This is a genomic window from Pseudoalteromonas sp. APC 3893, from assembly GCF_030408095.1.
Classification (GTDB): domain Bacteria; phylum Pseudomonadota; class Gammaproteobacteria; order Enterobacterales; family Alteromonadaceae; genus Pseudoalteromonas.
Map to the genome: position 1 here is coordinate 120,346 of NZ_JASDCD010000006.1, position 24,180 is coordinate 144,525.

25 protein-coding genes and 2 tRNA genes are annotated in these 24,180 nt (G+C 40.2%); 6 read left to right on the forward strand and 21 right to left on the reverse strand.

Features of this window, described 5'->3' with window-relative positions:
- From QMA12_RS10015 to QMA12_RS10060, 10 genes are all read right to left on the reverse strand, one after another.
- Positions 1-1,851, reverse strand: a complete 1,851-nt coding sequence (locus tag QMA12_RS10015) for a diguanylate cyclase (RefSeq protein WP_290209977.1) — start codon at positions 1,849-1,851, stop codon at positions 1-3.
- A gap of 2 nt (positions 1,852-1,853) precedes the next feature.
- Entirely contained in the window at positions 1,854-2,636 is a 783-nt protein-coding gene (locus QMA12_RS10020) for a TatD family hydrolase (RefSeq protein WP_087531291.1), read from the reverse strand.
- Positions 2,636-3,157, reverse strand: a complete 522-nt coding sequence (locus QMA12_RS10025) for a hypothetical protein (protein WP_290209978.1) — start codon at positions 3,155-3,157, stop codon at positions 2,636-2,638. The genes QMA12_RS10020 and QMA12_RS10025 overlap by 1 nt, the downstream gene beginning before the upstream one ends.
- A complete protein-coding gene (gene tatC / locus QMA12_RS10030; protein ID WP_087531289.1) occupies positions 3,158-3,901 on the reverse strand; it encodes a twin-arginine translocase subunit TatC in 744 nt (247 codons plus the stop codon).
- 46 nt (positions 3,902-3,947) lie between these two features.
- Positions 3,948-4,277 (reverse strand): Sec-independent protein translocase protein TatB, encoded by a 330-nt coding sequence (gene tatB / locus QMA12_RS10035; protein WP_290209980.1) that lies wholly within the window; start codon positions 4,275-4,277, stop codon positions 3,948-3,950.
- Positions 4,278-4,282: 5 nt separating this feature from the next.
- A complete protein-coding gene (tatA, locus tag QMA12_RS10040) occupies positions 4,283-4,522 on the reverse strand; it encodes a Sec-independent protein translocase subunit TatA (RefSeq protein ID WP_290209981.1) in 240 nt (79 codons plus the stop codon).
- Positions 4,523-4,589: 67 nt separating this feature from the next.
- On the reverse strand, positions 4,590-6,194 hold the full coding sequence (ubiB, locus tag QMA12_RS10045) for a ubiquinone biosynthesis regulatory protein kinase UbiB (RefSeq protein WP_290209982.1): 1,605 nt from the start codon (positions 6,192-6,194) through the stop codon (positions 4,590-4,592).
- A 17-nt stretch (positions 6,195-6,211) separates the two neighbouring features.
- Entirely contained in the window at positions 6,212-6,817 is a 606-nt protein-coding gene (locus tag QMA12_RS10050; protein ID WP_290209983.1) for an SCP2 sterol-binding domain-containing protein, read from the reverse strand.
- A 37-nt stretch (positions 6,818-6,854) separates the two neighbouring features.
- Positions 6,855-7,610: a bifunctional demethylmenaquinone methyltransferase/2-methoxy-6-polyprenyl-1,4-benzoquinol methylase UbiE gene (ubiE, locus tag QMA12_RS10055; RefSeq protein WP_087531284.1), complete on the reverse strand. Its 756-nt coding sequence runs from the start codon at positions 7,608-7,610 to the stop codon at positions 6,855-6,857.
- Between the two features lie 98 nt (positions 7,611-7,708).
- Entirely contained in the window at positions 7,709-8,695 is a 987-nt protein-coding gene (locus QMA12_RS10060) for a GGDEF domain-containing protein (protein ID WP_290210042.1), read from the reverse strand.
- Between the two features lie 343 nt (positions 8,696-9,038).
- Between QMA12_RS10060 and QMA12_RS10065 the strand changes: the two genes are divergently transcribed.
- Positions 9,039-10,826, forward strand: coding sequence for a DUF885 domain-containing protein (locus QMA12_RS10065; RefSeq protein WP_290209984.1), 1,788 nt, complete (start codon positions 9,039-9,041; stop codon positions 10,824-10,826).
- 131 nt (positions 10,827-10,957) lie between these two features.
- The gene (locus QMA12_RS10070; protein WP_290209986.1) at positions 10,958-12,439 is read left to right on the forward strand and encodes an FMN-binding glutamate synthase family protein; all 1,482 of its coding nucleotides are present in this window, start codon (positions 10,958-10,960) and stop codon (positions 12,437-12,439) included.
- 77 nt (positions 12,440-12,516) lie between these two features.
- Here the strand turns inward: QMA12_RS10070 and mtnK are convergent, their stop codons facing one another.
- On the reverse strand, positions 12,517-13,734 hold the full coding sequence (mtnK, locus tag QMA12_RS10075; protein WP_290209987.1) for an S-methyl-5-thioribose kinase: 1,218 nt from the start codon (positions 13,732-13,734) through the stop codon (positions 12,517-12,519).
- A gap of 132 nt (positions 13,735-13,866) precedes the next feature.
- On the opposite strand from mtnK, the gene mtnA reads away from it, so the two are divergent.
- A complete protein-coding gene (mtnA, locus tag QMA12_RS10080) occupies positions 13,867-14,892 on the forward strand; it encodes an S-methyl-5-thioribose-1-phosphate isomerase (protein ID WP_290210043.1) in 1,026 nt (341 codons plus the stop codon).
- Here the strand turns inward: mtnA and QMA12_RS10085 are convergent.
- The 5 genes from QMA12_RS10085 to QMA12_RS10105 form a co-directional block, all read right to left on the reverse strand.
- Positions 14,884-15,984 (reverse strand): RelA/SpoT domain-containing protein, encoded by a 1,101-nt coding sequence (locus QMA12_RS10085; RefSeq protein WP_290209988.1) that lies wholly within the window; start codon positions 15,982-15,984, stop codon positions 14,884-14,886. The genes mtnA and QMA12_RS10085 overlap by 9 nt on opposite strands.
- A gap of 82 nt (positions 15,985-16,066) precedes the next feature.
- Positions 16,067-16,402, reverse strand: coding sequence for a gamma-glutamylcyclotransferase family protein (locus QMA12_RS10090; RefSeq protein ID WP_087531263.1), 336 nt, complete (start codon positions 16,400-16,402; stop codon positions 16,067-16,069).
- A gap of 15 nt (positions 16,403-16,417) precedes the next feature.
- On the reverse strand, positions 16,418-16,960 hold the full coding sequence (locus QMA12_RS10095) for an acireductone dioxygenase (protein ID WP_290209991.1): 543 nt from the start codon (positions 16,958-16,960) through the stop codon (positions 16,418-16,420).
- Positions 16,957-17,643 (reverse strand): acireductone synthase, encoded by a 687-nt coding sequence (gene mtnC, locus QMA12_RS10100; RefSeq protein ID WP_087531261.1) that lies wholly within the window; start codon positions 17,641-17,643, stop codon positions 16,957-16,959. Before mtnC ends, QMA12_RS10095 begins: the two co-directional genes overlap by 4 nt.
- Positions 17,640-18,257 (reverse strand): methylthioribulose 1-phosphate dehydratase, encoded by a 618-nt coding sequence (locus QMA12_RS10105; protein ID WP_087531260.1) that lies wholly within the window; start codon positions 18,255-18,257, stop codon positions 17,640-17,642. Before QMA12_RS10105 ends, mtnC begins: the two co-directional genes overlap by 4 nt.
- Before the next feature lie 90 nt (positions 18,258-18,347).
- On the opposite strand from QMA12_RS10105, the gene QMA12_RS10110 reads away from it, so the two are divergent.
- Together QMA12_RS10110 and QMA12_RS10115 are read left to right on the forward strand one after the other, a co-directional pair.
- On the forward strand, positions 18,348-19,490 hold the full coding sequence (locus QMA12_RS10110; RefSeq protein ID WP_087531259.1) for a methionine aminotransferase: 1,143 nt from the start codon (positions 18,348-18,350) through the stop codon (positions 19,488-19,490).
- Positions 19,478-20,254, forward strand: a complete 777-nt coding sequence (locus QMA12_RS10115; RefSeq protein ID WP_087531258.1) for an amidohydrolase — start codon at positions 19,478-19,480, stop codon at positions 20,252-20,254. The genes QMA12_RS10110 and QMA12_RS10115 overlap by 13 nt, the downstream gene beginning before the upstream one ends.
- Before the next feature lie 22 nt (positions 20,255-20,276).
- Here QMA12_RS10115 and QMA12_RS10120 read toward each other — a convergent pair whose 3' ends face one another.
- From QMA12_RS10120 to QMA12_RS10135, 4 genes are all read right to left on the reverse strand, one after another.
- On the reverse strand, positions 20,277-20,831 hold the full coding sequence (locus QMA12_RS10120; RefSeq protein ID WP_087531257.1) for a sugar O-acetyltransferase: 555 nt from the start codon (positions 20,829-20,831) through the stop codon (positions 20,277-20,279).
- Positions 20,832-21,350: 519 nt separating this feature from the next.
- Positions 21,351-21,443 (reverse strand) — tRNA-Ser (locus QMA12_RS10125).
- A 51-nt stretch (positions 21,444-21,494) separates the two neighbouring features.
- Positions 21,495-21,585, reverse strand: a tRNA-Ser gene (locus tag QMA12_RS10130).
- Between the two features lie 212 nt (positions 21,586-21,797).
- Positions 21,798-21,938, reverse strand: a complete 141-nt coding sequence (locus QMA12_RS10135) for a hypothetical protein (protein ID WP_176372489.1) — start codon at positions 21,936-21,938, stop codon at positions 21,798-21,800.
- 323 nt (positions 21,939-22,261) lie between these two features.
- Here QMA12_RS10135 and QMA12_RS10140 point away from each other — a divergent pair, with 323 nt between their 5' ends.
- Positions 22,262-23,134 carry a YegS/Rv2252/BmrU family lipid kinase gene (locus tag QMA12_RS10140; RefSeq protein ID WP_087531256.1) on the forward strand — a complete coding sequence of 291 codons (873 nt, stop codon included), beginning with the start codon at positions 22,262-22,264 and terminating at the stop codon, positions 23,132-23,134.
- A gap of 39 nt (positions 23,135-23,173) precedes the next feature.
- On the opposite strand, the gene QMA12_RS10145 is transcribed toward QMA12_RS10140, so the two are convergent.
- Positions 23,174-24,103, reverse strand: a complete 930-nt coding sequence (locus QMA12_RS10145) for a DMT family transporter (RefSeq protein WP_087531255.1) — start codon at positions 24,101-24,103, stop codon at positions 23,174-23,176.
- Positions 24,104-24,180: the final 77 nt, after the last annotated feature.

The window sequence follows — 24,180 nt, forward strand, 5'->3', positions numbered from 1 at the left end:
CTAGTCTAATATTGGAAAGCTGATTACGCGGTTACGACCATTTTGCTTGGCGTGATAAAGTGCTTTATCCGCGCAGTCAGTGAATAATCCAGGGTTATTAATATCTTCTGCGACAGCGCAATAGACACCTGCGCTAATTGTAAATTTTATATCTGAGTTGGCAACAGTGATTGTGGTTTCCATTATTAATAGCCTGATGGATTCAGCTATTTCTAGCGCACCTGCCATTGGGGTATTGGGAAGTAACACAACAAACTCTTCACCACCGTATCGAGCCACCTCATCAAGTGGGCGTTTTAAGTGACTTTTTATTATATCAGCCACAGCACGAATTGTTTGGTCACCGATTAAATGGCCATAACTATCATTGATCACTTTAAAGTGATCAATATCGAGCATGATAATACTTAAGGGAGTTTGTTCTCGACGAGAGCGGCGTAAATCCATGACTAACTTTTTGTCGAAATAACGTCGGTTTTTAATTTTTGTTAACGGGTCTTCCATATTGAGCTGCTCTAACTCGCGATTTTTTTCTTCAAGCTCACGTAAGGTAACTTGTAGCTCAAAAGTTCGCTCTTCAATATTGCTTTCTAAGTCTTGTCGAGCTTGTTCTTGCAACTCTAAACGCTCTTGTAATAACTTATCTTGAGCCTCATTTTGCGCTATTTTTGCTTGTTGTAAGGCTATTTGTGCATCGCGCTCAATGATGAAATGCCTAATAGTGGCAAAGCTTAAACTTAAGGCGCAGATTAAAAAGCTAATAAACATAAAAGGAAGACTTCGAGAGTTAAAGTCGAAGATGTTAAATACAACGATGTTTAGATAAATTAAAGAGGCGCAAAAAGTTATAGCCCCTGTTAACAAAGCATTCAGCGGTTGGCTGGGTTTATGCTTAATGTTTATAGTTATAACAATGCTGTGTATGAGCATCATCAATAGACTTGCAAGTAAACTATAGCTTACAAATAGTTGAGTTGGCAGCCACCAAGTAATAAGTAAACTGGTGAGCAAAAGATAATTACTCCAAGTATGTATCTTATCGAACTGAAGCCAAATAATCTCAGCTTTTAATTGCTCAAATAAGGGCTTGAATAAGTAAGTGGTAATTAACAACATGCAGGGAATAGCAAGCTGTTGCAAGCTTGGTAAAGAAGGGTGGAAATAACGATAACCAAAGCCATAAAGGTAGATGAGTAATAACCATAGAGTAACAAGTATGCCTGATGAGAGCGCAAAGTAACGTTTTCTTGAAAAAACAAATAACACAAAGCAAGTTAGAGCGAGAGATAAAATAAAACCTACAAGTAAGCCATAGAGTAGGTTAAATTTACTTTTATATTTTAAATACTCATCGTTTTGCCAAATACTTAGGGGCACTCTTAAACCGGCTTGATTTTCAACTCGTAATAACAAGGTGGATGTACTTTGTGCAGGCAGGGCTAATTTTACTAATAAGGATTCATTTTTTATTTGTCGGTTTTTAAGGGGTAATGCATCACCAATCTCTTTAAAAAGTAAAGTTTCATTACGGTGATAATGATAAATAGACACTTTATCTAATAGCGGATTATCAATAGATAATAAGATAGCGAGATTGGTTTGTTCAGTATTATTTAGTTGAACGCGTATCCACGCGACTTGTTCACTGAGACCTAGATTTAAGTTATGTTTGCGAGTAGTGCGCCAGTTTGTTGTCGTTTTAGCTTGTTCGATCGTCAGGGGCTCAGCTGTATATTCAAAAGGAATATCTTGTAAGTGACTGAGCTGTTTATCAAGCGAAATACTGGTTGCAAAAGTTGCAGAGGAACTAAATATAAGGAAGCTAAGCAGCAACCACCAAGCACACCGCATAATCAAGCCTTAGTGATAAATAGCTGTTGAAAGTTAAGTGTAGTTTGTTTCGCTACTGTTGCAAAGTCTAAGCCTTTTAATGTTGCAATAGTCTGGCATACATAGGGTAAATAGCATGGCTCGTTACGGCGTGATTTTGGCTTAGGTTTAATTGTTCTGGGTATTAAAAAGGGCGCATCTGTTTCTAGTAATAATCGTTCTAATGGAATGCTAGGTATAAGTTGTTGTAATTCTTGACCACGACGCTCATCACATACCCATCCAGTAATGCCTATATATAAACCTAGTTCTAGGTATTGTTCTAAAGCGTGTTTATTGCCAGTAAAGCAGTGTAAAACACCCCGAACACGATACTGTTTTAAAATTTTCAGCATATCTTCACTCGCATCACGTTCATGCAAATACACGGGAAAATTTAACTGTTCAGCTAATATGAGCTGACGCGTAAATACACTTCGTTGAATGTCTCGAGGTGAAAAATCACGATTATAATCTAGGCCACATTCACCAATAGCGACCACTTGTTTTTGTTGAGCAAGCAAAGTTAGTTGTTGCTCTAATTGCTGATCCACGGTTTTAGCATCATGGGGATGGACACCTGCGGTAGCTAATAGCTGGTGTTTTTCTGCAAGGCTTTGTGCTTGCTGGCTGCTTTGTACATCACAGCCAATAAGTAGCATTTGGTTAATTTTTTCTGCTTTAGCGCGCGCAATAACAGCTTCATGCTGGCCATCAAATTGATGATTTGTAAGGTTTACACCTGCATCTATTAGCATTGAGGTCATTAATCAGTACGTTTCACACGAATAGTACGATTTTTCCCTTGTTTCTTCAGCAAAAAGGAATTGAACATACCACGTTCGATAATGACTGTGTCACCAGAGTCTAAACGTAATCGGTCTGAACCTATTTGACGCCATTGCTGGCCGTTATCAAGTGTAATGATCAGCTCGCCATATGGTGCTTCTTTAACATTAGTAACGTTTGCTGTAATTTCGTCATCATTTTCTTTTGCGACTTCTTTATGTTCTAAACCAAAATCTTCATTTTTGGTTTTTACTATTTTATCAGTAGCTACCACCGCACCGGCTGTTGCATCAGATGTGACCGTCTCAGTAGAGGTTAACTGTTTTGTCGTTGTTGGTTTGCTTAATGATTTTCCTGCCATTGTGTTGTCGTAGCATAAGAGGCGATTAAAATCATTTTCAACGAAGGTGCAGGCCTGTAATGCTTGTAAGTTCACTTCATCGGCATAAACTGTTGATGCACTTAAAATTGCTATTATTGGTAATATTTGTTTTTTCATTTATTCCTCTGATTCATCTTGCTGAGGCTTAACACTGTAAAAAGCCGCTAAAATTAATCCCAATTCAAATAACAGTAGCATCGGAAATGCTAATAATGTTTGTGAGAGTACGTCTGGTGGGGTTAAAAACATAGCCACCACGAAAACACCTACCACAATATAAGGGCGCTTTTCTTTTAAGCTTTGAGTGGTCGTAGCGCCACTCCAGCATAGCAACATGATTGCTACAGGTATTTCAAATGCGACACCAAAGGCAAAAAATAGCTTTAGAGCAAAGCTTAAATAGCTGCTTATATCCGGAGCTAATGTCATCATTTGTGGACCAACACTGGTAAAAAAGCCCAGTATGATCGGTAATACCACAAAATAACAAAACGCAATACCGCTATAAAACAATAGAATACTCGATGCTAATATTGGCATTAACATGCGTTTTTCGTGTTTGTATAATCCTGGTGCAATAAACCCCCAAATTTGGTGTAAAATAACCGGGATTGCAGCAAATAAAGCGACAAATAAGGTTAACTTAAACGGTGCAAAAAAGGGTGCTGTGACATCTGTGGCGATCATAGTAGCGGTACTAGGTAAGTGCGCGACTAAAGGTGCTGCAACAAAGCTGTAAATATCATTTGCAAAATAAACGAAGGCAATAAAAAACAATAAAATAGCTAGTAGTGCCTTCATTAACCTATTACGTAATTCAATTAAATGACCAACAAAGCCAGATTGAGTTTGTTCAGTCATAATTTAATCATTACCTATGAATAGACCACGGACAGCAAAAATAATTTCATTTTTGTTCATCAATATTCACTTTATCGGTTGGCTCAGACGTTTTTTTATAGCTGTGGGTAACTGAGTCAGCTGCTTTTTGAAGTTCATCAACAGAGTCTTTTAAAGCGGGGCTTAAGTCTTGCATACTTTGTTGCTCAGCTTTTTTAAGGTTTTGATGTAACTCATGCACCCGAAGTTCTTCGTTTACTTCTGCTTTGACTGAGTTTGCCATCGTTTTTATTGTTTTTATCCAGCGGCTTACAGTTCTAATTGCAACAGGTAATCGCTCAGGACCAAGTACAATAAGGCCCACAATCAAAACCACAATAAGTTCCCACATGCCCATTTTAATTAAGCCTTATGGTCTTCTTTGCTTTTATCAGCCGTTTCTTTGCTGTGCACTGAATTAGTCGATTGCTCTATATTGTCAGTGCTTTTTGCTTGTTCTTCTTCAGATACAGCTTTTTTAAAGCCTTTTACAGCGTTACCTAAATCACCGCCGATACCGCGTAGTTTTTTAGTGCCGAAAAGTAGCACTATAATTGCTAACACTATTAATAATTGCCAAATACTGATACCGCCAAAGCCCATGATCTACTCCAAATTTTATTGTATGTTTACGCTGATTATACTCAGCAAAATGTAAATAGCACTTAGTTTATGCGTTTCGCCACGCTAAAATAAAGCCAATTAATGAACAGCTAGCTGCAACAGTGCTGGCTATTATGTCGCTTTGTAAGTAACACAAGCCTGAGACTATCATTGCGGCGCCAGCAAACACTCCCATGATAAGTGGTTTATGTGACGCTGGTGCTGCTAGTGGTTCACTTGTTTTGCATTGCTGCTTCAAGTTGTAATAAATTAGATCTGGTAATTCGGGCATTTTTTCAGCCCAGAATGGCAAGTTAGCATACATTTGCTTAAGCACCGCGAGTGGCCCTACTTGCTGCTTGACCCAGTCTTCTAAAAAAGGCTTCGCTGTTTGCCACAAATCAAGTTGTGGGTACAATTGCCGTCCGAGTCCTTCAACATACAGTAAGGTCTTTTGTAATAGCACTAATTGTGGTTGAACTTGCATATTAAAGCGACGAGCGGTATTAAATAGGTTGACTAACACATGACCAAACGAGATCTCAGCTAGCGGCTTGTTAAAAATCGGTTCGCACACTGTGCGAATCGCAAACTCAAACTCTTCTACACTGGTATCTTTAGGCACCCAGCCTGAATCAACATGTAGCTGCGCAACTTGGCGATAATCACGGTTAAAAAAGGCGATGAAGTTTTCTGCTAAATAACGCTTATCTTCTTTATTAAGTGTGCCAACAATACCGCAGTCTATACCAATAAACTTAGGGTTTTCTGGCGTATCATAAGAGACAAATATATTACCCGGATGCATGTCAGCATGAAAAAAACTGTCGCGGAAAACTTGTGTGAAGAATACTTCAACACCACGTTCTGCAAGTAGTTTCATGTTAGTGTTTTGCGCCATTAGGGACTCTGTGTCAGATACCGCAATACCGTAAATACGCTCCATCACTAAAATATTCGATCGGCTGTAATCACTGTAAACATAAGGTATATATAGCGAGTCAGAGTCTTCAAAGTTGCGCCTTAGCTGGATTGCGTTGGCACCTTCGCGCATTAAATCGAGCTCATCAAGCAATGTTTTTTTATACTCTTTTACTACTTCGACGGGGCGCAAGCGTTTTGCTTCATTAACCAGTTTTGCTATTACTTTTGCAAATTGCTCCATTAACGCTAAATCAGCATCAATCTGTACTTTGATATCAGGGCGAATCACTTTTATTACCACATCTTGTGGTTGATTGTGTTCGTCAATTAAGGTGGCGGTATGTACTTGTGCAATAGATGCTGACGCTAATGGTGTTTGTTCAAAGTCACTAAAGCATTCACTAATGTCATTAATCTCTAACGCATTTTCAATTAATTGTTGCGCAAGCTCGCCTTCGAAAGGTAGTACTTTATCCTGTAATAAGGCCAGCTCTGTAGCTATATCATGTGGCAGCAAATCTCGTCGTGTTGACAGCATTTGACCAAACTTAATCCATACCGGGCCTAGTTGTTGTAACGCTAGGCGCAAGCGTAACCCTGCTGGTTTTTCTTTATGTTTATTTTTAAGCCAAAATAAACTAGCACGGCCAACTTTGCCATACCAAGGAATTTTTTTGCTTGGAATTAACTCATCTAAACCGTAATTAAGCAGGGTTTTGGTAATGTAATAAAGCCGAGCTGCTGACACAAATAATCCTTACTGATTTAGTGGATCTGAAGTAATTGGTTGATACGTTGCTCAAGTTGAGCGACTTGACCTTTGAGCTGACGTGTTTGCTGTTTGAACTGGTCAAGCTCAAGTGGGTGAATGGTCACTTTGAGTTCGTCTTGACATAATTGGGTTAAGGTCGCTGTTACTTTGTTGTCTGTAACTAATCCTTGGTGTTTAGCACTCTGCATTATTTGCCATAACTGTTGTGCGGGAGCATCACCTAAGTAGCGAGACAAATGTTCCGGCCAATCTATATCCATAGCTGAAAATGCATTACTAAAGCCTTGAGCTATGTTTAAATCACCTTGTAAGTCTAACTTATCTTGGCGAATTAACTGGGTCAACATAGCAGGGTTTTTAAGTGCTAGGAGGGTTTCTATATCACCACTAATCATACAGTCGAATTGTTGTTCGTTAGTTCTGTGTAAGTGAATACTTTGCTTGGTAAAGACTAGTACAAATTGTTGTTGCCAGTCTCGGATGTCAATAAGTAATCGTTTATGTGACACAGGCTCAAGTTTATCGATTAAGGAGGTATCAAGTTTTAAGCTGGTATTTAAAATACGTTCAACCAGCGCAACAATAAAGTTAGTCAACATAACAACACCTTAATTCGGTTTTGGTAAGAATTATATTTTAATATTTAAAACCACGATGTAGGGCAACAATACCACCGGTTAAATTTTGATAAGTCGTTTGTTCGAAGCCTGCGTCTTCCATCATACTTTTAAGGGTATCTTGATCTGGGTGCATACGAATCGATTCAGCTAAGTATTTGTATGAATCGCCATCATTAGCAACGAGCTTACCCATAGTCGGTAATAAATTAAAAGAGTAAAAGTCATAGGCTTTACTTAATACTTCATGCTCAGGCTTTGAAAACTCTAATACCAATAAACGTCCGCCTGGCTTTAAAATACGGTACATAGAACGCAGTGCTTTATCTTTATCCGTGACATTACGTAGACCAAAAGCAATGGTGATTAAATCAAAACTGTTATCTGGGAATGGCAATGCCTCAGCATTCATCTGCACATAGTCAATATTACCAACAAGGCCTAGGTTGTGAAGTTTTTCACGACCTACTTTTAGCATCGATGAATTAATATCACCTAAAACTACTTGCCCAGTATCACCGACAAGTTGGCTGAATTTAGCGGTTAAGTCGCCAGTACCACCTGCTAAGTCGAGAACGTGATGCCCTTTACGAACGCCCGAGCTGGCAATGGTTTGGCGTTTCCACAAACGATGAATACCAAAAGACATGAGATCATTCATTACGTCATATTTTGCTGCAACGGAATGAAACACGTCAGCAACCATAGAAGCTTTGTCTGTTTCGGCAACGGTTTTATAGCCAAAATGCGTAGTCTTTTCTTGATTCTCGTTCATGATAAATCTCTATCGTGGTAATAGAGACTAGTGTACTTGATAGTACCCCTGAGGTGCAATTTGATTATAGAAAAAATGCTTTTGGATCAAGCATGAGGTTATTGTCCAGTGATAAAGCTGCTTTGTCCTAGTGATTTTGCTTTATAGGCCGCATTTGATGCTTTACGAGCGAGTTTATTAAAGTCTTTTTCATCTTGGTACTTTGCAATGCCTAGGGATAGGTCAATAGTGGGTAGTTTTAGACCGCTCTTAGAGCTAACAAAACGTAGTTTTTCAACACCATTACGGACTTTTTCAGCAATAACATTGGCAGTTTCAGGATCTATATCAGCTAATAAAATGGTAAAAGCATCTTTGCCCGTGCGACCAGGTAGTCCACTTTCAAACACGTACTTTTGTATTTGCTTGGCTACTTTATTTAAAATAACTTCGCCAATCATGTCGCCATAATTATCAATAAAGTGATCTAAATTATCAATTTGAATAGCAATTGCACAAACAGACTTGTTTTGATTTAACCAAAGTTGAGTTTGTTGGTTTAAATAATGGCGCTTATATAAGCCTGTTTGTTGGTCTGTAATATGTTGTTTACGCAGCTGCACTAATTGTTGCTGAGTTTTTTCTTGCAGTCTTTTTGCTTTGATAAGCTCTTGTTTAAATTGTTGATGTTGAGTAAGTAATTGCGCTGTATGCTTGCTTAAGGTATCAAGTGCTAATCGGCTTTTTTGAGCGTTATTTTCATCGAGCGAATGTACGCAATCACTCACTTGGCTAGCAAAACGAACAATATCATGCTCTGTTGATTTAGCACTGCGTGAGAGTGAATTAATAATCCCATCGACATTACGCACCATTGATGTTTCAGTCTGGTGGGCTTGGTCCATATAATCAAAGTACAGTTGTTCGATGTAAACACAGTCTATTTCTTGGCCAAGCGCAACTGCGCGGTCTAATGTGGCGTTTAGCTCTGCATTTGCTTGGCTAATATAGGTATAAACAACATTATAATTGAGTGGGGAGGGTGGTAGTGCATGACGTTCTAAAAAGATACATACTTTTGTCATTTTTTCTTGAGCAATAGCCATGGAGTCATGGAACATCATTTATTTATACCAATTAAATACGCATAACAGCTAAACTAAATAACTCACTCCTTAAGACATCAGCGCAATCCCAGCATTTGATACTTACCTACATTAATCTGTATCGCGCGTATTTAAAAGTAAAAAAGTACTTTTTACCATGGATATTTACTTTTTTGCCGATCGATAGCTTGTTTTATAAACGATAACAAAGTGCTGTTTAAGTACTAGGCAAACCTTGAAGTAAATTTAACCTGATCAAAGCAACTCTTGGTCGCATTTATTTTGGTAAAACTGATCGAATAAGGTAGTTTAAAATCAACTAAAGTTCGCAGAGCCTTTCAAGATGAAAATAAAGTTCAAAAATAAGACACCAGCTGTTTTTCGCCATTCTGTATTAAGCATCGCGTTTGTATGCTCATTAAGTGCCTGTCAAATGACGAGTGTTGATAGTGATCAACAATTCACTGCAGTGGCGCAATCAATCGTTGATTATCGCAAAAGCATCAGTCCATATAGCAGTCCTGAGGGAGTTGATGGCTATTTATTAAATAACTTATCAGCTGAGTTTTTAGAACAAAAATATCAAAAAAATACCGATCTTTTGGCGCAGCTTGATGCCATTGATAAAGACACACTAAGTGAAGAAAACCGTATTAACTTAACCATCATACGTGCCCAAGTGCAGAACAGCATCGATGAGTATGTATTTAACAGCCATTATATGCCGCTGACATCTGAATATGGTTTTCACTCGAGCTTGTCTTTTATGGTATCGCAATCTGACTTTAAAACCTCAGCAGACTATCAGCTATATTTAGAACGTTTGCAGCAAATTCCTCGATTTTTCGCGCAAAATATAGGATGGATGCGTAAAGGTTTAGAGGTCGGGCTAACTCAACCTAAAGCGGTATTGGTAGGTTATCAAGACTCAATTACAGCCTATATTGTTGATGATGTAACGCAATCAGAGTTTTATAAGCCATTTTTAACTAACACCGCGGGCTTACCTAATGGCGAGTTTAGTACACTGCAGCAGCAAGCGAAAAAAGTAATTAAAGAGCAAGTGATTGGTGCTTATAAAGATTATCTGACCTTCTTTAATGAAGAATACCAACCGGGTGCGCGCAGTGAAGTTGGCATTTCAACCACGCCAAATGGCGAAGCATTTTATGCAAACAGGGCAAAGTACTACACAACAACAGACATGACACCAAAAGAAATACATGAGCTGGGTTTAAAGGAAGTTGCTCGTATTCGTAGTGAAATGGACGAGGTAATTAAAGAGGTGGGCTTTGAAGGCTCGTTTGCCGAGTTTGTGCATTTTTTACGAACTGATCCGCAATTTTATGCCACAACACCGGAAGAGTTATTAAAAGAAGCCTCATATATTGCGAAGAAAATGGATGCGCAGTTACCAAAGTTGTTTCATACCTTGCCTCGTATGCCATACGGTGTAGCTCCAGTGCCAGCTAGTATCGCGCCAAAATATACAACTGGTCGCTACTCAGGTTCGCGTCGCGATGATCAAGCTGGATATTATTGGGTAAATACGTATGCACTTGATAAGCGCCCACTTTACGTTTTAGAAGCGTTAACTCTGCATGAAGCAGTACCTGGTCATCACTTACAAATTTCGTTAAATGCAGAGCTTGAATATTTACCTAGTTATCGCCGTGATGCGTATTTATCCGCGTTTGGTGAAGGGTGGGGATTATACTCAGAATACCTAGGCCTAGAAGCCGGTTTTTATCAAGACCCTTATAGCAACTTTGGCCGTTTAACTTATGAAATGTGGCGTGCAGCGCGGTTAGTGGTTGATACTGGCATGCACATGTACGGCTGGAGTCGCGATCGTGCGATGAAATTTATGAGCGAAAACACTGCGCTTTCATTACATAACGTCAAAACAGAAACTGATCGTTATATTTCGTGGCCCGCACAGGCGTTGTCATACAAAATAGGTGAGTTAACGATTAAGCGTTTACGTAAAGAGACTGAACAAGCGCTTGGCCAAGATTTTGATATTCGTGAGTTCCATAATCAAATTTTACGTCACGGCTCTGTGCCGATGTCAGTGTTAGAAGATCAAATCTATCAATACATTCAAACTGAGCTAGAAAAACGCGGCTAAATTTCTATCCTTACTGTATCTCGGTGCGTGCTTGCTCGGCACGTAACCGAGTTTTCCTTTTAAAGCATTTGCTTGAAACTTGTTCTACTTATATGCTCAAAGCTAGAAAAATAACCAGCAAGGGGCGTTGCGTGAGTAATTTTATTATATTTAGTATTGATGTATTTGCCAGTTTATTCATTGTAGTGTTTGGGTGCTTAGTTTTATTAGTAATTTATTTTTACATTAGTGACGTTACTCAATCCAAGCATGCGATTCGTAAAAACTATCCAGTTATTGGTCGATTTAGATATTTTTTTGAGCGTCAAGGAGAGTTCTTTAGACAGTACTTCTTCGCGATGGATCGTGAGGAAATGCCATTTAATCGCGCTGATCGTAGTTGGGTATATCGTGCGGCGAAAAATGTTGACCGCACTGCGGCGTTTGGCTCAACTCAGAGTTTAGAGATTACGGGCACCGTGATGTTCATGAACTGTGCTTTTCCTACCTTAGATGAAGATGCGCTTGAACCCAGCGCTGTTACCTTAGGACCTTATTGTCCAAATCCATATATTACTAAATCACTGTTTAACGTTTCGGGAATGAGTTTTGGCGCTTTATCAAAACCTGCGGTGCGTGCGTTATCAAAAGGTGCAAAAATGGCTGACTGCTGGATGAACACTGGTGAAGGTGGATTAAGCCCATATCATTTGGAAGGCGGGGCTGATCTGGTATTTCAAATTGGTACAGCTAAATATGGGGTTAGGGACGAGCACGGTAACTTAAGCGATGAAAAGCTCAAAGAGATTGCGGCTCATGAGCAAGTTAAAATGTTCGAAATTAAAATGAGCCAAGGTGCAAAGCCAGGTAAGGGCGGTATGTTACCAGGCAAAAAGGTCACCGCAGAAATTGCCGCTATTCGTGGCATACCCCAAGGACATGATTCGATTAGTCCAAATGGGCACTTAGAAGTAAAAACACCTGCAGATATATTAGATATGGTTGCTAAAGTGCGTGCAGTCACAGGCAAACCGACTGGTTTTAAAGCGGTGATCGGTGCTTATGCTTGGTTAGAAACCTTATTTGCTGAGATCAATCACCGTGGTATTGAGTCTGCACCTGACTTTATTACAATCGATAGTGCTGATGGCGGCACGGGGGCTGCGCCCCAACCGCTTATGGACTCAGTTGGGTTACCGCTTCGAGAAAGTTTACCCTTAGTCGTTAATATGCTGGAAAAGCATGGCTTACGTGAACGAATCAAAGTTATAGCATCTGGTAAGCTCATTGTGCCGTCAAAGGTAGCTTGGGCATTAGCATTGGGCGCTGACTTTGTTGTCTCTGCACGTGGTCATATGTTTGCTTTGGGGTGTATTCAAGCGCTGCAGTGCAATAAAGACACTTGCCCAACGGGGATTACAACGCATAACGAGCGTTTACAAAAAGGCTTAGATGTAGCCGATAAAGCGCAGCGTGTCGCCAACTACAATAAGTATATTCATTACGGTGCAGGTTTAATTGCCCACTCATGTGGGGTATTTAGTGCCCGAGAACTCGGCCGCCAGCATGTTCGCGTTGTGCAAGAAAATGGCCTGTCAGAGCCACTTGATAAAATGTATGAAAATTACCAATAATGTAAAGCTAGGTAATAGGTCTGCTCAAAATAGATTGATAAAGGCACTTAATAAAGTGCCTTTGCTATTTTATAAACTTAATTTAGTTGGCTAATTAATAAGGAGAAAAATGCTTCTTTATTATTGCAGGTATGAGCGTTAAGCATTAATTGCTCGCCCAGCGCTAAGGTATGGCGTTGCACCTCTAAACGCGCTTGTTCGTCTTCAATGCCATCAATGTCAGCAACATGGGCTAAGCCAATGGTACGACGTATCAGCTCGGTTCCACAGTAACCAATCGCATCTTGCAATACTTGTTGCATAAAATACTCGCCATAACCGGCGGCTTTTAAATTATTATCTGTTGTATGCTTTGCAATTAATGTCAGCCAGTGCTGCTCAAATAAAGAGTAACTTTCTTGCAGGCAAGTTAATAGATGTGTCTGGTAGTTACGGCGAATAATAAATTCATTAATGCGGGCGTTTTGCGCGCAATAGTTTAATAGTAAATTACCGATAAATGAGCCGATATCAAAGCCAACTGGACCAAAAAAGCCAAATTCAGGGTCGATCATCTTAGTGGTATTTTGATCCACAAAAATACTACCGCTATGCATATCGCCATGCAGTAATGTTTGCGGGCATGATAAAAACCTCGCTTTAAGTTTTGCGATCGCTAAGTGCAGTGCGGCATTATTTTGCAATTTATTAACAGTGCTTTGCAGTTTGCTTGGGTAGTTATTGCGCTCATGTTCACGCAGAATATCGTTAAAAAATAAGTCTTCAGTAATTTGGCACAATTCAGGATTAGTAAACTGACTGACTTTGGCTTTTTTATCTTGTGCGGCTAAGTAAAAATCTGAGTTATAAAAACCGGTATGGCTGAGGTAATGTGCAACATGCTGGCCGAGTAGCGGAAATTGCTCTGCGTTTATTTGTGCGCTGCGCAAAATTTGTAAGTGGCCGAGATCTTCTAAAATAGTCAGCGCTTGCTCTGGATTGTGGTGTAAAACTTTTGCCGTGTAGTCAGGACTTAATACACCGTGATTGAGTAAAACCTCAGCTTCAATGCGTGCTCGATCAAGCGTTAATGGCCATGATTCACCCACACAACGGGCATAAGGCAAGGCTTGCTTTAAAATAACGCTATTGTTTTGCTTGTCGCTTATTCTAAATACTAGATTTAAATTACCATCGCCAAACTCATAGGCTGTCAATTCAGTCTCTTTTTTAAAACAATTTAGGCCGTCATTTTTAATAAGGTGTTTAATATAATCAACAGCGTGTTGGGCATTGAAAGCAAAGTACTCAGCCATAAAGAGAATCTCATAAAATAAGCAGTTGTAGCATTCTATACTCTCAACCGTTTAGATGTCTATACTTCTTAGTTGTGTGATTTAAAAACTACTGTAGAATAAATAACAGCGAAAACATTGTCAGGATTAATGATGCAAGATCTCATAGCGAGCAGCTTAAAATATCAAAATAATACATTAAGTGTATTAGATCAGTACCTATTGCCACATCAGCAAACGTGGCATGTATGCGATGATGTAGCCACTATGCGAGATTTAATCTTAAGCCTAAAAATACGTGGAGCACCACTTATTGGTTTAGGTGCAAGTTTACTTGTTGCGCATTTAGCTGAGCAGGGCGCTACAAAAGGCACATTGGCAGCAGCGATTGATGAGCTAGAAGCTACTCGGCCAACAGCGGTTAACCTTATGCACTGTATGGCAAAGTTACGTACTGCCTTACAACAAGATGATTTTGTTACAGCCATTGTAAGCAGTGCGATCAACTTATTTAATGAAGATATCGCCTTATGCGAAAGCATGGCAAATCATGGTGCAGCACTGGTTAACAGTGGTGATAATATTCTTACCCATTGCAATACCGGCGCACTTGCGACAGCAGGAGTTGGTACCGCTTTAGGTGTTATTTATAAAGCCCAGCAGCAATATGGCGATATTCATGTTTGGGTTGATGAAACTCGGCCATTACTACAAGGCGGGCGTTTAACAGCGTTTGAGCTCGAGCGCTGGCAAGTACCTTACACCTTGATTTGCGATAATATGGCAGCAAGTTTAATGGCTGCAGGTCAGGTGGATAAAATTTTTGTTGGCGCTGATCGTATTGCTGCCAACGGTGATTTTGCTAATAAAGTGGGCACTTATAATTTAGCGGTGTTGGCGCATTTTCATAACATCCCATTTTATGTCGTTGCCCCACTTACCACGCTCGATGTAAACACAGCATGCGGCGCAGAGATTGAAATAGAGCAGCGTAATAGCGCTGAAGTGCGTGGCGTAAGCGGAAGTTTTGGTGAAGCGCTATGGGCACCTATCAATGCTAACGTCTACAACCCTGCGTTTGATGTGACTCCAGCCTCGCTTATTACTGGTTGGGTGCTCGATACAGGCGTTTATAACCAACGGGAAGTAGAAGCAGGAAAACTAAAAGAGTTAAGTTAATAAAATACGGCTAAATTCAGAAAGAAACTCTGAGGTGTCATTTAGGTAGTTGGGATATGCCTTTTCAATCGATTTTAAGTCACTACCAGCAACTAAAAGTACGTTATTTTGAGTTTGCTTTTCGTGTTCTGCATAATGAGTGAGTGCCTGTTGCTTTTCGTGTTCTGCATAATGAGTGAGTGCCTGTTGCTTTTTGTTTGGGGCATAAAGAAATGCTCGGCCTTCTTGGGTTTCAGTATTATGAACTAGCAAAGCAAATCCGGTATTTTTGGATTTATTTTTAATTTCGTCTAATTGAAAAGCACGATTAAATGCATCAAGCTTATGAAAAGCAGCAAGTTTTTTGTTTAATGTAGCAAGTTCATCAGTATATACTAGAATTTGCTGCTGAGTTAATTGATGAGCACCATCTTTTACAGCTAAAAATTCGCCCATAATAAAGAACAGACGCTTCCAGTCTGTATCAGCCATCTTTGGATTTGTCTTTAGCGTCTCTTTTTCAATAATATCGATAATTTCAACTGTAGTTGCCCATAAATGCTGTAGCCGGGTACGTAACTGAACTTCAATCTGAAAGCCTTTGTAATCGTGCGATTCTAAATTGTTGTAACTTTTATAAACCCTATGAATGCCTCTATAGCCAGTCGCTTTCGGATGCTTTATATAGTCATATGATTTTACGCTATGGACAGTTCTGCTTGAATCTAAGCTGTTATTGAGTTCATATAGGTGATCTAAACTATCTAAAATGACTCTGCAACCACCTATATCGTGCATACGTTTGAGGCTGATGGCATTTTCACTTTTACCGTCTAATGTTTCACGTTGTAGTTTGTCAATAATAGTGGGTAGACGCTTTAATCGCCTTACTATCGTAGCGGATTCAAGTAGGTGTAACTTTTTAACATGCTTCCATACAAGGTTTTTGATGATAGTGAGTGGGTATAAGTGTGCCGCGCGATAATTTTGAATGACTTCGGTAGCAAATTCAACATCGCCTTCTTTTTTACGAAAAATACGCCCAGCCTTTTCAACTTGCTTACGTGAAAAAGCAAGTTGCTGTTTAGACTTTTGATATTGTTCGTTAACCATTAGAAGAATCCAAGAGCGATAAAAGATATACTAAAAATATAGTACAGAGTTAAGCTTCTCAAGTCACCTTACTTTAAAAATCTCAATCTTTTGCTACATACACCCAGGCACTGCTTCCAGTACTAAATAGTTCTTCCACACGGATATAGTCATCCACTTCATAGTTATCGGCATTGTCGAGTTCTTGCTCGGTGATGATAAAAATAGTGCCGGTTACGGTATCTGTTGCAAGGCCAGTTTTAATTAATGCAGGATGAAACCGCTGGCCGCTGCTTTTAAGCACGGCGGCATCGGTGATTTCAACTTCGCCTACTACGTAACCTTGTAGTGTATCGGTTTGGCCCTCAAGCAAGCGGCCAAAGGTATCAAGTTGGACTTGCTCGAGTTGTAAGGTGCCGTACGAAAATAATTTTTCCATTTTTATTCCTATAGATTAATCTAAAAGCGGAAACTGTTTAGCTATCTCGGAATCCGTGCTTTGCGCCACCCAACCTTCAACATTATTGAATAAACGAATGGCAGTAAATTCAGGATTGCTGCCCATATCAAACCAATGCGGGGTCAGCTCAGGGACTGAAATTAAATCACCCTGTTGGCAAAGCACTTGGTATACCTTGTCATTAATATGTAGGCAAAATAGCCCTTGGCCTTTTACAAACAAGCGCACTTCATCTTCGCTATGGGTATGCTCAAATAAAAATTTCGCACGAAGCTCCGTGGCATTTGGATTACCTTTTGCCAGCGAAATAACGTCTACAGTTTGATAGCCGCCTTGTTGCTTTAAACGTTTAATATCGTTGCTGTAGGCATTAATTATATCTTCATGGCTGGTATCTGCGTTAATAACTGCGTTTGCTTGCCACTGTTCAAATCTTACATTTACTTTATTCAGCTCAGCGGCAATTTGTTTTGTATCTTGGGTATCTAATAATGTATTGCTGGCGTTACAATCAGCAAAAATAGTCAGTTTGCTCATGCTAAATACTCCGCAGTAAATTGGCTGAAATCGCTAATATAATTATGTGCAGGAGAGCTTGCTTGACCATCGCGAATCAAGTGTAGGGTTTTTAAACCTGCGGCCTTAGCAGCATCGAGCTCTGCGGCTACATCACTTAAAAATAACACTTCGTTAGCGGCAAAAGGTAACTGGGCAATAATGTTCTCATAAGCGCTGGCTTCTTGCTTGGCACCCACGTTGGTATCAAAGTAATCGGTAAATAAGGAGCGAATATCGCCAAAGTCAGAATAGTTAAAAATTAAATGTTGAGCTTTCACTGAACCTGATGAATACACGTAAAGCTGCTGGCCGGCTTGTTGCTGCGCAACTAAGAACTGGTAGGCATCTGGGTATAAATGGCCGGTAAAATCGCCATTTTCATAGCCAGTTTGCCAAATCAGGCCTTGCAACTGTTTTAATGGGGTGATTTTTTTATCGTCCCGGATCCACTCAAGTAAAGTGTTAATTACCACATCGATGCTGGCATTCGGTTGTTCAATAATCGCCTTTACGGCAGTAATTTGCTCTGCTACCGCGCTTTGCGTTTGCTGAGCTTTTACAAATTCAGGAAGTTGTTCGGCGGCATATGGAAACAGCACCTCTTTAACAAACGAAATACGGGTGATTGTGCCTTCAATATCGGTTAGTAGCGCTTTGATCATGATTCTAATCCAACTAATTTTAAGCGTTCTAGTTCACATGACAATAAGAACTCGAGGCCTTCTAATTGACGGCGAACTTCAGCTATTGTGCGACCCACAACATACAGACCATGACCACGAATAAGCACGCCATGTTCAATAGGGATATGTAGATGATGATCACTGACTAATAAGCTGAGGCGGTCAATATCTTGGTCGTTATCAAAAATAGGAATGCTTAAGGTGTCTAAATGCGAGGTTATGTTGGTTAATGATTTTTGCATTTCGTAGCCGTGTAAATCTAGGCTGTGGCCTTTAATAACTCGAGACAATACAGTCGCGGCGACAGAGTGTGTGTGCAGTACATAATTAGCTGAAGGAATTAATCTATACATGCTTAAATGCAATTCAGTCTCGGCCGATGGTTTGGCTGCACTAGCACTGCGATTACCTGCGTGATCTAGCTCAATAAAGGTATGCGACCCTAATTGGCCTTTGTCAAAACCGCTGGCAGTCACTACAAAGCCTGTATTAGTTCGTGCTGAAAAATTACCACCTGTGGCAGGTACCCAACCACGTTGACTGATCCATTTTCCTGCTTCTATAAGTTCTGAAATAGCGGTATTGTTATGCATACATTCCCCATACTGTTTTAGACGGCTATACTTCTGTTAAAAGCAATGATAGCATCGCTTTGGGCGCAAAACCATCATTAAGGGTAACCAGTGTTTGAAAGTAAATTGCCAAATTTAGGCACCAGTATTTTTAGTCAAATGACCGCTTTAGCAAATCAATTTAAAGCAATTAATTTATCGCAGGGTTTTCCTGAGTTTGATGCGCCAGAGTTACTTAAAAAACAACTTAATCATTATGTGCTTGAAGGCGTTAACCAATATTCACCTTCATCAGGTGTACCGCGCTTGCAGCAACAAATCGCTCAATTGGTTAAGCGTAAATATGCAGCTCAAGTAGACGCAGCAGAGCAAGTAACAGTTACATCAGGGGCGACTGAGGCACTGTTTGTTGCCATTCAAGCGTTAGTGCGCAAAGGTGATGAGGTTATCGTATTTGACCCTGCGTATGATTCTTATCAACCTGCGATTGAACTGGCTGGTGGCAAGTCAATTAATATTGCGTTGCAGGCCCCAAGCTATGCAATTGACTGGCAAACGGTAGCTGCGGCTATTAACAGTAAAACGCGGGCTATAATTATTAATACCCCACACAACCCAAGCGGTAAAACGTTAAAGCAACACGATATAAACGCCCTGAAAGCCTTGGTCTGCAAGCATGATTTGTATGTAATAAGTGATGAAGTATACGAGCACATTACTTTTGATAACCAGCCACACTTAAGTGTGCTACGTGATGAAGAATTGTTTGCCAAGAGCTTTGTGATCTCAAGCTTTGGTAAAACCTTTCACAGCACCGGCTGGAAAATGGGCTACTGTATTGCCCCGGCAGCACTTACGGTGGAGTTTCGTAAAATTCACCAATATGTGACCTTTTCAAGTTTTACGCCTGCGCAACATGCACTCGCCGATATGCTAGAGCAACAAGGTGAGCATGTAGATGAACTCAGTGAGTTTTACCAACAAAAGCGCGATGTGTTGAGCAATGCTCTCAAAGATAGCCGCTTTACTATTTTGCCTAGTGAAGGCACTTACTTTTTACTACTTGATTACAGTGATGTATCAGATCTCAATGATGTAGAGTTTTGCCACTGGCTAGTAGAGCAAGCTGGGGTTGCAACCATTCCACTGAGCGTGTTTTATCAGCAACCAAGTAACGATAAAGTGATTCGCCTTTGTTTTGCTAAAAATGAGGCCACACTATTACAAACGGCGGAGATTTTATGTCAACTTTAACCATAGCACTGATACAAACATCGCTTAATTGGTTAGATAAAGATGCTAACTTGACGCATTTTAGCAATAAAGTAGCCAATATAGATAAATCAGTAGAACTTATATTATTACCAGAAACATTCGCCACAGGGTTCGCTATTAACCTTGATTGCGCAGAGCCTGAAAATGGTACCGTGCTTAATTGGATGATTACGACGGCTAACTCAGCCAATGCGGTGATAGCAGGCTCAGTATTGGTGCAACAAGGCGATAAGAAAGCCAATCGTTTTTATTGGGTTTGGCCCAATGGCAAAGTGAAATATTACGACAAACGTCATTTATTTTGTTTGGGCAAAGAAGGCGACTTTGTGAAAGCCGGTGAGCGGCGTGAAGTGTTTACCCTCAATGGTTTTAGAATTTTACCGCAAGTATGCTATGACTTACGTTTTGGGGTATTTCAGCGCAGCCGTAATGATTATGATGTGATGGTCAATGTAGCTAATTGGCCAGCAGCAAGACGCAAAGTGTGGGACACCTTATTAATGGCCCGTGCAATGGAAAATCAGTGTTATGTAATTGGCGTTAACCGCGTCGGTGATGATGGCAATGGCGTTGCCCATAATGGCGGCACGGCTGTGTATGATTTTAAAGGGGATACATTGGCTCAAGCGAAGGACAATGAAAGCTCTGTGTTGATCACGACACTTGATAAAGAGCCGCTTGAGCGATTTAAACAAAGCTTTCCTGCGCATCTCGATGCGGACGGGTTTAGCTTGCAGGGTTAAACCACGTTAACAATCATAGAGGCTATTTAGCCTCTATTCTTCTAATCACTTTACATGGATTTCCCACCGCCACAGAGTTGGCGGGAATATCCTTTGTTACTACACTACCTGCGCCAATAACACAATTATTACCAATATTAACTCCAGGCAATACCGACACATTGCCACCAAGCCAAACATCGTTGCCAATGGTAATAGGCTGTCCAAACTCAGTACTGCGACGCTCAATAGGGTCAACAGGGTGGGTGGCGGTTGAGATCATCACATGAGGCCCAAACATGACATTACTGCCAATGGTTACCTTGCAGACATCTAAAATAGTCAAGTTGTGGTTTGCATAAAAATTATCGCCTAACTCAATATTAAAGCCATAATCACAATAAAAAATAGGCTCAAGGTACGCCTCACCTTTAAACTTGAGTAACTCGCCAATAATTTTAACGCGCTCATGTGGTGTTGTTGGATCTGCTAAATTAAATTGATGGCAGAGTAACTTTGCGTTTGTACGTGCTTTTGCGAGTTCTGGATCTGAGGCTATATAAGGAAAACCTGCCAGCATCTTTTCAAGTTCGGTCATAGTTATCAGTGTATAAGTTGAGTTGTATTGGCACATTAGCAAAAATAAGTAGTAGGGCATAGTATTCGTTATAAATGAAGTATATACAGAAGCACGGTAGACATTACTTGTAGGCGAGTGGCTTGCCACCGCGAATGTCATAAAGCTTGGAGGATTTATACTGAGATGCGAGTCAAACAGGATGGGCTTGCTTACGTCCATGTAATCAATCGCGGGAGGCGCTTGCAGCGGGCTAAAATGTTCCTGACATTTTATCGAACCCTTGTCGAGGATTCTCACCCTCCTTTATCGGTGTAAAGGTTACGAACATAAAACGATAGGCTTTTTAGACTGATATTTGTGTCAAACGTGGGGATGGGCTTGCTTACGTCCATGTAATCAACCGCTTCGCGGCGCTTGCAGCGGCCCAAAATGTTCCAGACATTTTGTCGAACCCTAGTCGAGGATTCTCACCCTCCTTCAACGGTGTAAAGGTTACGGACATAAAAAAACCGCAATTAAGCGGTTTAATTTAATAAATGGCGGAGAAGGAGGGATTCGAACCCTCGATAGAGCTACAAACCCTATACTCCCTTAGCAGGGGAGCGCCTTCGGCCACTCGGCCACCTCTCCAGCGCATAAACTGTCATTTTGATGATCGAGTGAACCACCAAAATCTAATAATGGTGGAGAGATAGGGATTTGAACCCTAGAGGGGCTATAAACCCCTGCCGGTTTTCAAGACCGGTGCATTCGACCACTCTGCCATCTCTCCGTTGGGAAAGAATAATACGCAGGTGATTGAGGTGTGTAAATAGGAAAAAAGATCGTTTGCTGGTTTTTTGTTCTAAAAAGGGAGTTTTTTTCTAAAAGGGGAGAGTTTTAATAGTTTTAAGAAGAGGTTGCAGCAAACGAGGGAGCTAAAGAAGTATCTTCGTTTAGTGGTTGGGTGTTTGCTGCACCGCTAAAATAATCATGGTTGGGTGATTATTTGTATTGAATTACACCGCCTAATGCGAGTGCTTTGCTGTATCGGTTGAGTCTAGCAAGCATTTTAGCTTTGCGATTGCTTGATTTTACGGCAACATGGGTTGCTGCATTTTCATTTAATGTGTTTACTGGTTTCATTACTTTTGCTCCGGGCTATGTCTGTTTTGAGAACGGGGCTATTTTGACGCTAAATTGCACAAAAATAAAACGATAAAAAGTAAGGTGAACAGATAAGAAAAACTAATGGGTTGGCTTGTTATTAACGTGCGGTTAAGTTTAGTTTTTAACTAGGGGTGCATAGTTATGTGTTTTTACTTGTTGCTAAGACGCTTTTATATGGGGTTTTTATGGTTTTTATATTTTTAATATGCATCTCACGCTGAATAAAGTGACTATTTATTCAGATTAATTTATTTTTTGTTTATATGTGTTTTTACATGGTGGTATAGGTTTGCCTATCAATGCTAATAATAATTAAGCCGAGTACGAAAAAAAATCATAAAAAAATGTGCATGTGGTTGTATAAAGAGTGCGAAAAAAGACAAATTCGATTTAATGTCTTTATCACCACAGGCAATTTTGCAGTAGATTGTGCGGCCATTGCAAAATTAGCAAAGCCGCATAAGCGCGTGGTTGTGATTGGGGGAGATGGCACATTGCATTTGACGGTCAATGCGTTAATTAATACTGAGTGCTCGCTGGCGTTATTACCGCAAGGCACAGGCAATGATTTCGCTCGGGGCTTTTCTTGTAATATAAGCGATTGGCAAGAAAGTGTTTTTTCACAAAGTGATGATCTTATCGATATTGGGCAGATAAATAACCGTTACTTTATAAATATTGCAGGGATAGGGTTTGATGCTTATGTAGTTAAAGCCTTACAAGATAAGCCTGCAATGTCTTCATTTGGCTATAGCTTTGCAGGGTTTAAACATTTACTCAGCTATAAACCGCGTAGGTTAGTGGGTAACTTTGCAGGACAGGCTGTATCTCAGATTAATTTAATTACTGTGTTTGCTAACCACCGTTACTTTGGCGGTGGGTTAGCCATTGCTCCCAAGGCGCAATTAAACAATGGCCTGCTTGATTGCTATGCTATGAATGCGCGAGGGTCATTCGCAAACTTATACCGCTTTTTGCGTTTACTATTGCGTAATCACCACAGTATGAAGGGGCTTATCTATCAGCAAGTAAATAGCGCTGTGATTACAAGTGAAGGGTTATCAATAGAAGCAGATGGAGAGCTGATCGGCGAAACGCCGGCTACTATTAAAGTCCACCCGCAGGCACTACGGTTTTGTATCCCCGTTAAGGGCAATAAAAAAAGCGCCTAACAAGTAGGCGCTTTGGCGTTAGTTGCGCTATTGCGCATTCTAACTGGGGATGGAGCTTTTTTGTTGCAATGCTCTTGCTGCAAAAAAAGCGTTAATACGTTTTGTTGGAGTGAGTACTATGGCATTACCAAGTAGTACTAAACTAAATCCTAAAAAGGTGTTAGCTTGCCAAATAAAACCTTCGAACAATGTACTCAATGTTACTGCTACAAGTGGAAATAAAACGATAACGTAGCTTGCTCGTTCTGGGCCAATATTTTTAAGTAGTGCAAAATAGCAAGCAAAGGCAACAACAGTGCCAAAAATGGCTAAATACAGTAGTGAATACCAATAGCTTGCGGGCGCTGAAAAACTCAAACTAGCGTCACTTAATAGTAAGTAGGCTAACAAACCAATAGCGCTGTATAGCATCCCCCAAGCGTTGCCTTGCATTACGCCAATATGTTGTTTTGAGTTACGTACGCTTACCATATTTCCTAATGAAGCCACAAAGGTGCCTGTAAGGGCAAGTAGTAACCCGACCAACACCTCATTATTCAAGTCGAATTGCTGTAATTGTGGCCAGAACAAGCAACCAATACCTATCACACCGAGTAGTGCACCAAAGTAAATGCGTTTAGCTATGGGTTTGCCAAAAAATAATCGGGTATTCACAATGTTCATCAAAAGTAATAATGAAAATGCAATTGACGCCATGGCTGATGTTAAATGGTTTTGTGCCCAATAAAGCATTAGGTAATTTAACCCGAAATTACATAATGCTAATAAAGCGAAGAAGCCATGATCTCGCTTGCTGTAATACATAGGCAGCTTCTTAACGCTTACCCATAACCACATTAAAATAGCGGCTAAGCCAAAGCGATAAAATAATGAGGTTTCAACTGCTATATCACCTAATTGAAATTCAATTGCGAGCCAGGTTGAGCCCCAGATTAAAACGGTGACAATGTAAAGTGCGATACTTTTCATGGCTTTTTATCCAGTGTGTTGACTAAGTGTGTATTCTAGTGCGGATGTGTATACTTAACATATACAGAAAACCATAA

Bases quoted from the DNA above. Each gene is read 5' to 3' on its own strand.
- mtnK (WP_290209987.1), bottom strand. From the start codon at position 13,734: ATGGCTGAGTACTTTGCTTTCAATGCCCAACACGCTGTTGATTATATT.
- mtnA (WP_290210043.1), top strand. From the start codon at position 13,867: ATGCAAGATCTCATAGCGAGCAGCTTAAAATATCAAAATAATACATTA.
- tatC (WP_087531289.1), bottom strand. From the start codon at position 3,901: ATGACTGAACAAACTCAATCTGGCTTTGTTGGTCATTTAATTGAATTA.
- tatA (WP_290209981.1), bottom strand. From the start codon at position 4,522: ATGGGCTTTGGCGGTATCAGTATTTGGCAATTATTAATAGTGTTAGCA.
- tatB (WP_290209980.1), bottom strand. From the start codon at position 4,277: ATGGGCATGTGGGAACTTATTGTGGTTTTGATTGTGGGCCTTATTGTA.
- QMA12_RS10060 (WP_290210042.1), bottom strand. From the start codon at position 8,695: ATGGCTATTGCTCAAGAAAAAATGACAAAAGTATGTATCTTTTTAGAA.
- QMA12_RS10025 (WP_290209978.1), bottom strand. From the start codon at position 3,157: ATGAAAAAACAAATATTACCAATAATAGCAATTTTAAGTGCATCAACA.
- QMA12_RS10145 (WP_087531255.1), bottom strand. From the start codon at position 24,103: ATGAAAAGTATCGCACTTTACATTGTCACCGTTTTAATCTGGGGCTCA.
- QMA12_RS10120 (WP_087531257.1), bottom strand. From the start codon at position 20,831: ATGACCGAACTTGAAAAGATGCTGGCAGGTTTTCCTTATATAGCCTCA.
- QMA12_RS10115 (WP_087531258.1), top strand. From the start codon at position 19,478: ATGTCAACTTTAACCATAGCACTGATACAAACATCGCTTAATTGGTTA.
- QMA12_RS10020 (WP_087531291.1), bottom strand. From the start codon at position 2,636: ATGACCTCAATGCTAATAGATGCAGGTGTAAACCTTACAAATCATCAA.
- QMA12_RS10140 (WP_087531256.1), top strand. From the start codon at position 22,262: ATGCTAATAATAATTAAGCCGAGTACGAAAAAAAATCATAAAAAAATG.
- QMA12_RS10090 (WP_087531263.1), bottom strand. From the start codon at position 16,402: ATGGAAAAATTATTTTCGTACGGCACCTTACAACTCGAGCAAGTCCAA.
- QMA12_RS10105 (WP_087531260.1), bottom strand. From the start codon at position 18,257: ATGCATAACAATACCGCTATTTCAGAACTTATAGAAGCAGGAAAATGG.
- mtnC (WP_087531261.1), bottom strand. From the start codon at position 17,643: ATGATCAAAGCGCTACTAACCGATATTGAAGGCACAATCACCCGTATT.
- QMA12_RS10095 (WP_290209991.1), bottom strand. From the start codon at position 16,960: ATGAGCAAACTGACTATTTTTGCTGATTGTAACGCCAGCAATACATTA.
- ubiE (WP_087531284.1), bottom strand. From the start codon at position 7,610: ATGAACGAGAATCAAGAAAAGACTACGCATTTTGGCTATAAAACCGTT.
- QMA12_RS10085 (WP_290209988.1), bottom strand. From the start codon at position 15,984: ATGGTTAACGAACAATATCAAAAGTCTAAACAGCAACTTGCTTTTTCA.
- QMA12_RS10065 (WP_290209984.1), top strand. From the start codon at position 9,039: ATGAAAATAAAGTTCAAAAATAAGACACCAGCTGTTTTTCGCCATTCT.
- QMA12_RS10015 (WP_290209977.1), bottom strand. From the start codon at position 1,851: ATGCGGTGTGCTTGGTGGTTGCTGCTTAGCTTCCTTATATTTAGTTCC.
- QMA12_RS10135 (WP_176372489.1), bottom strand. From the start codon at position 21,938: ATGAAACCAGTAAACACATTAAATGAAAATGCAGCAACCCATGTTGCC.
- QMA12_RS10050 (WP_290209983.1), bottom strand. From the start codon at position 6,817: ATGTTGACTAACTTTATTGTTGCGCTGGTTGAACGTATTTTAAATACC.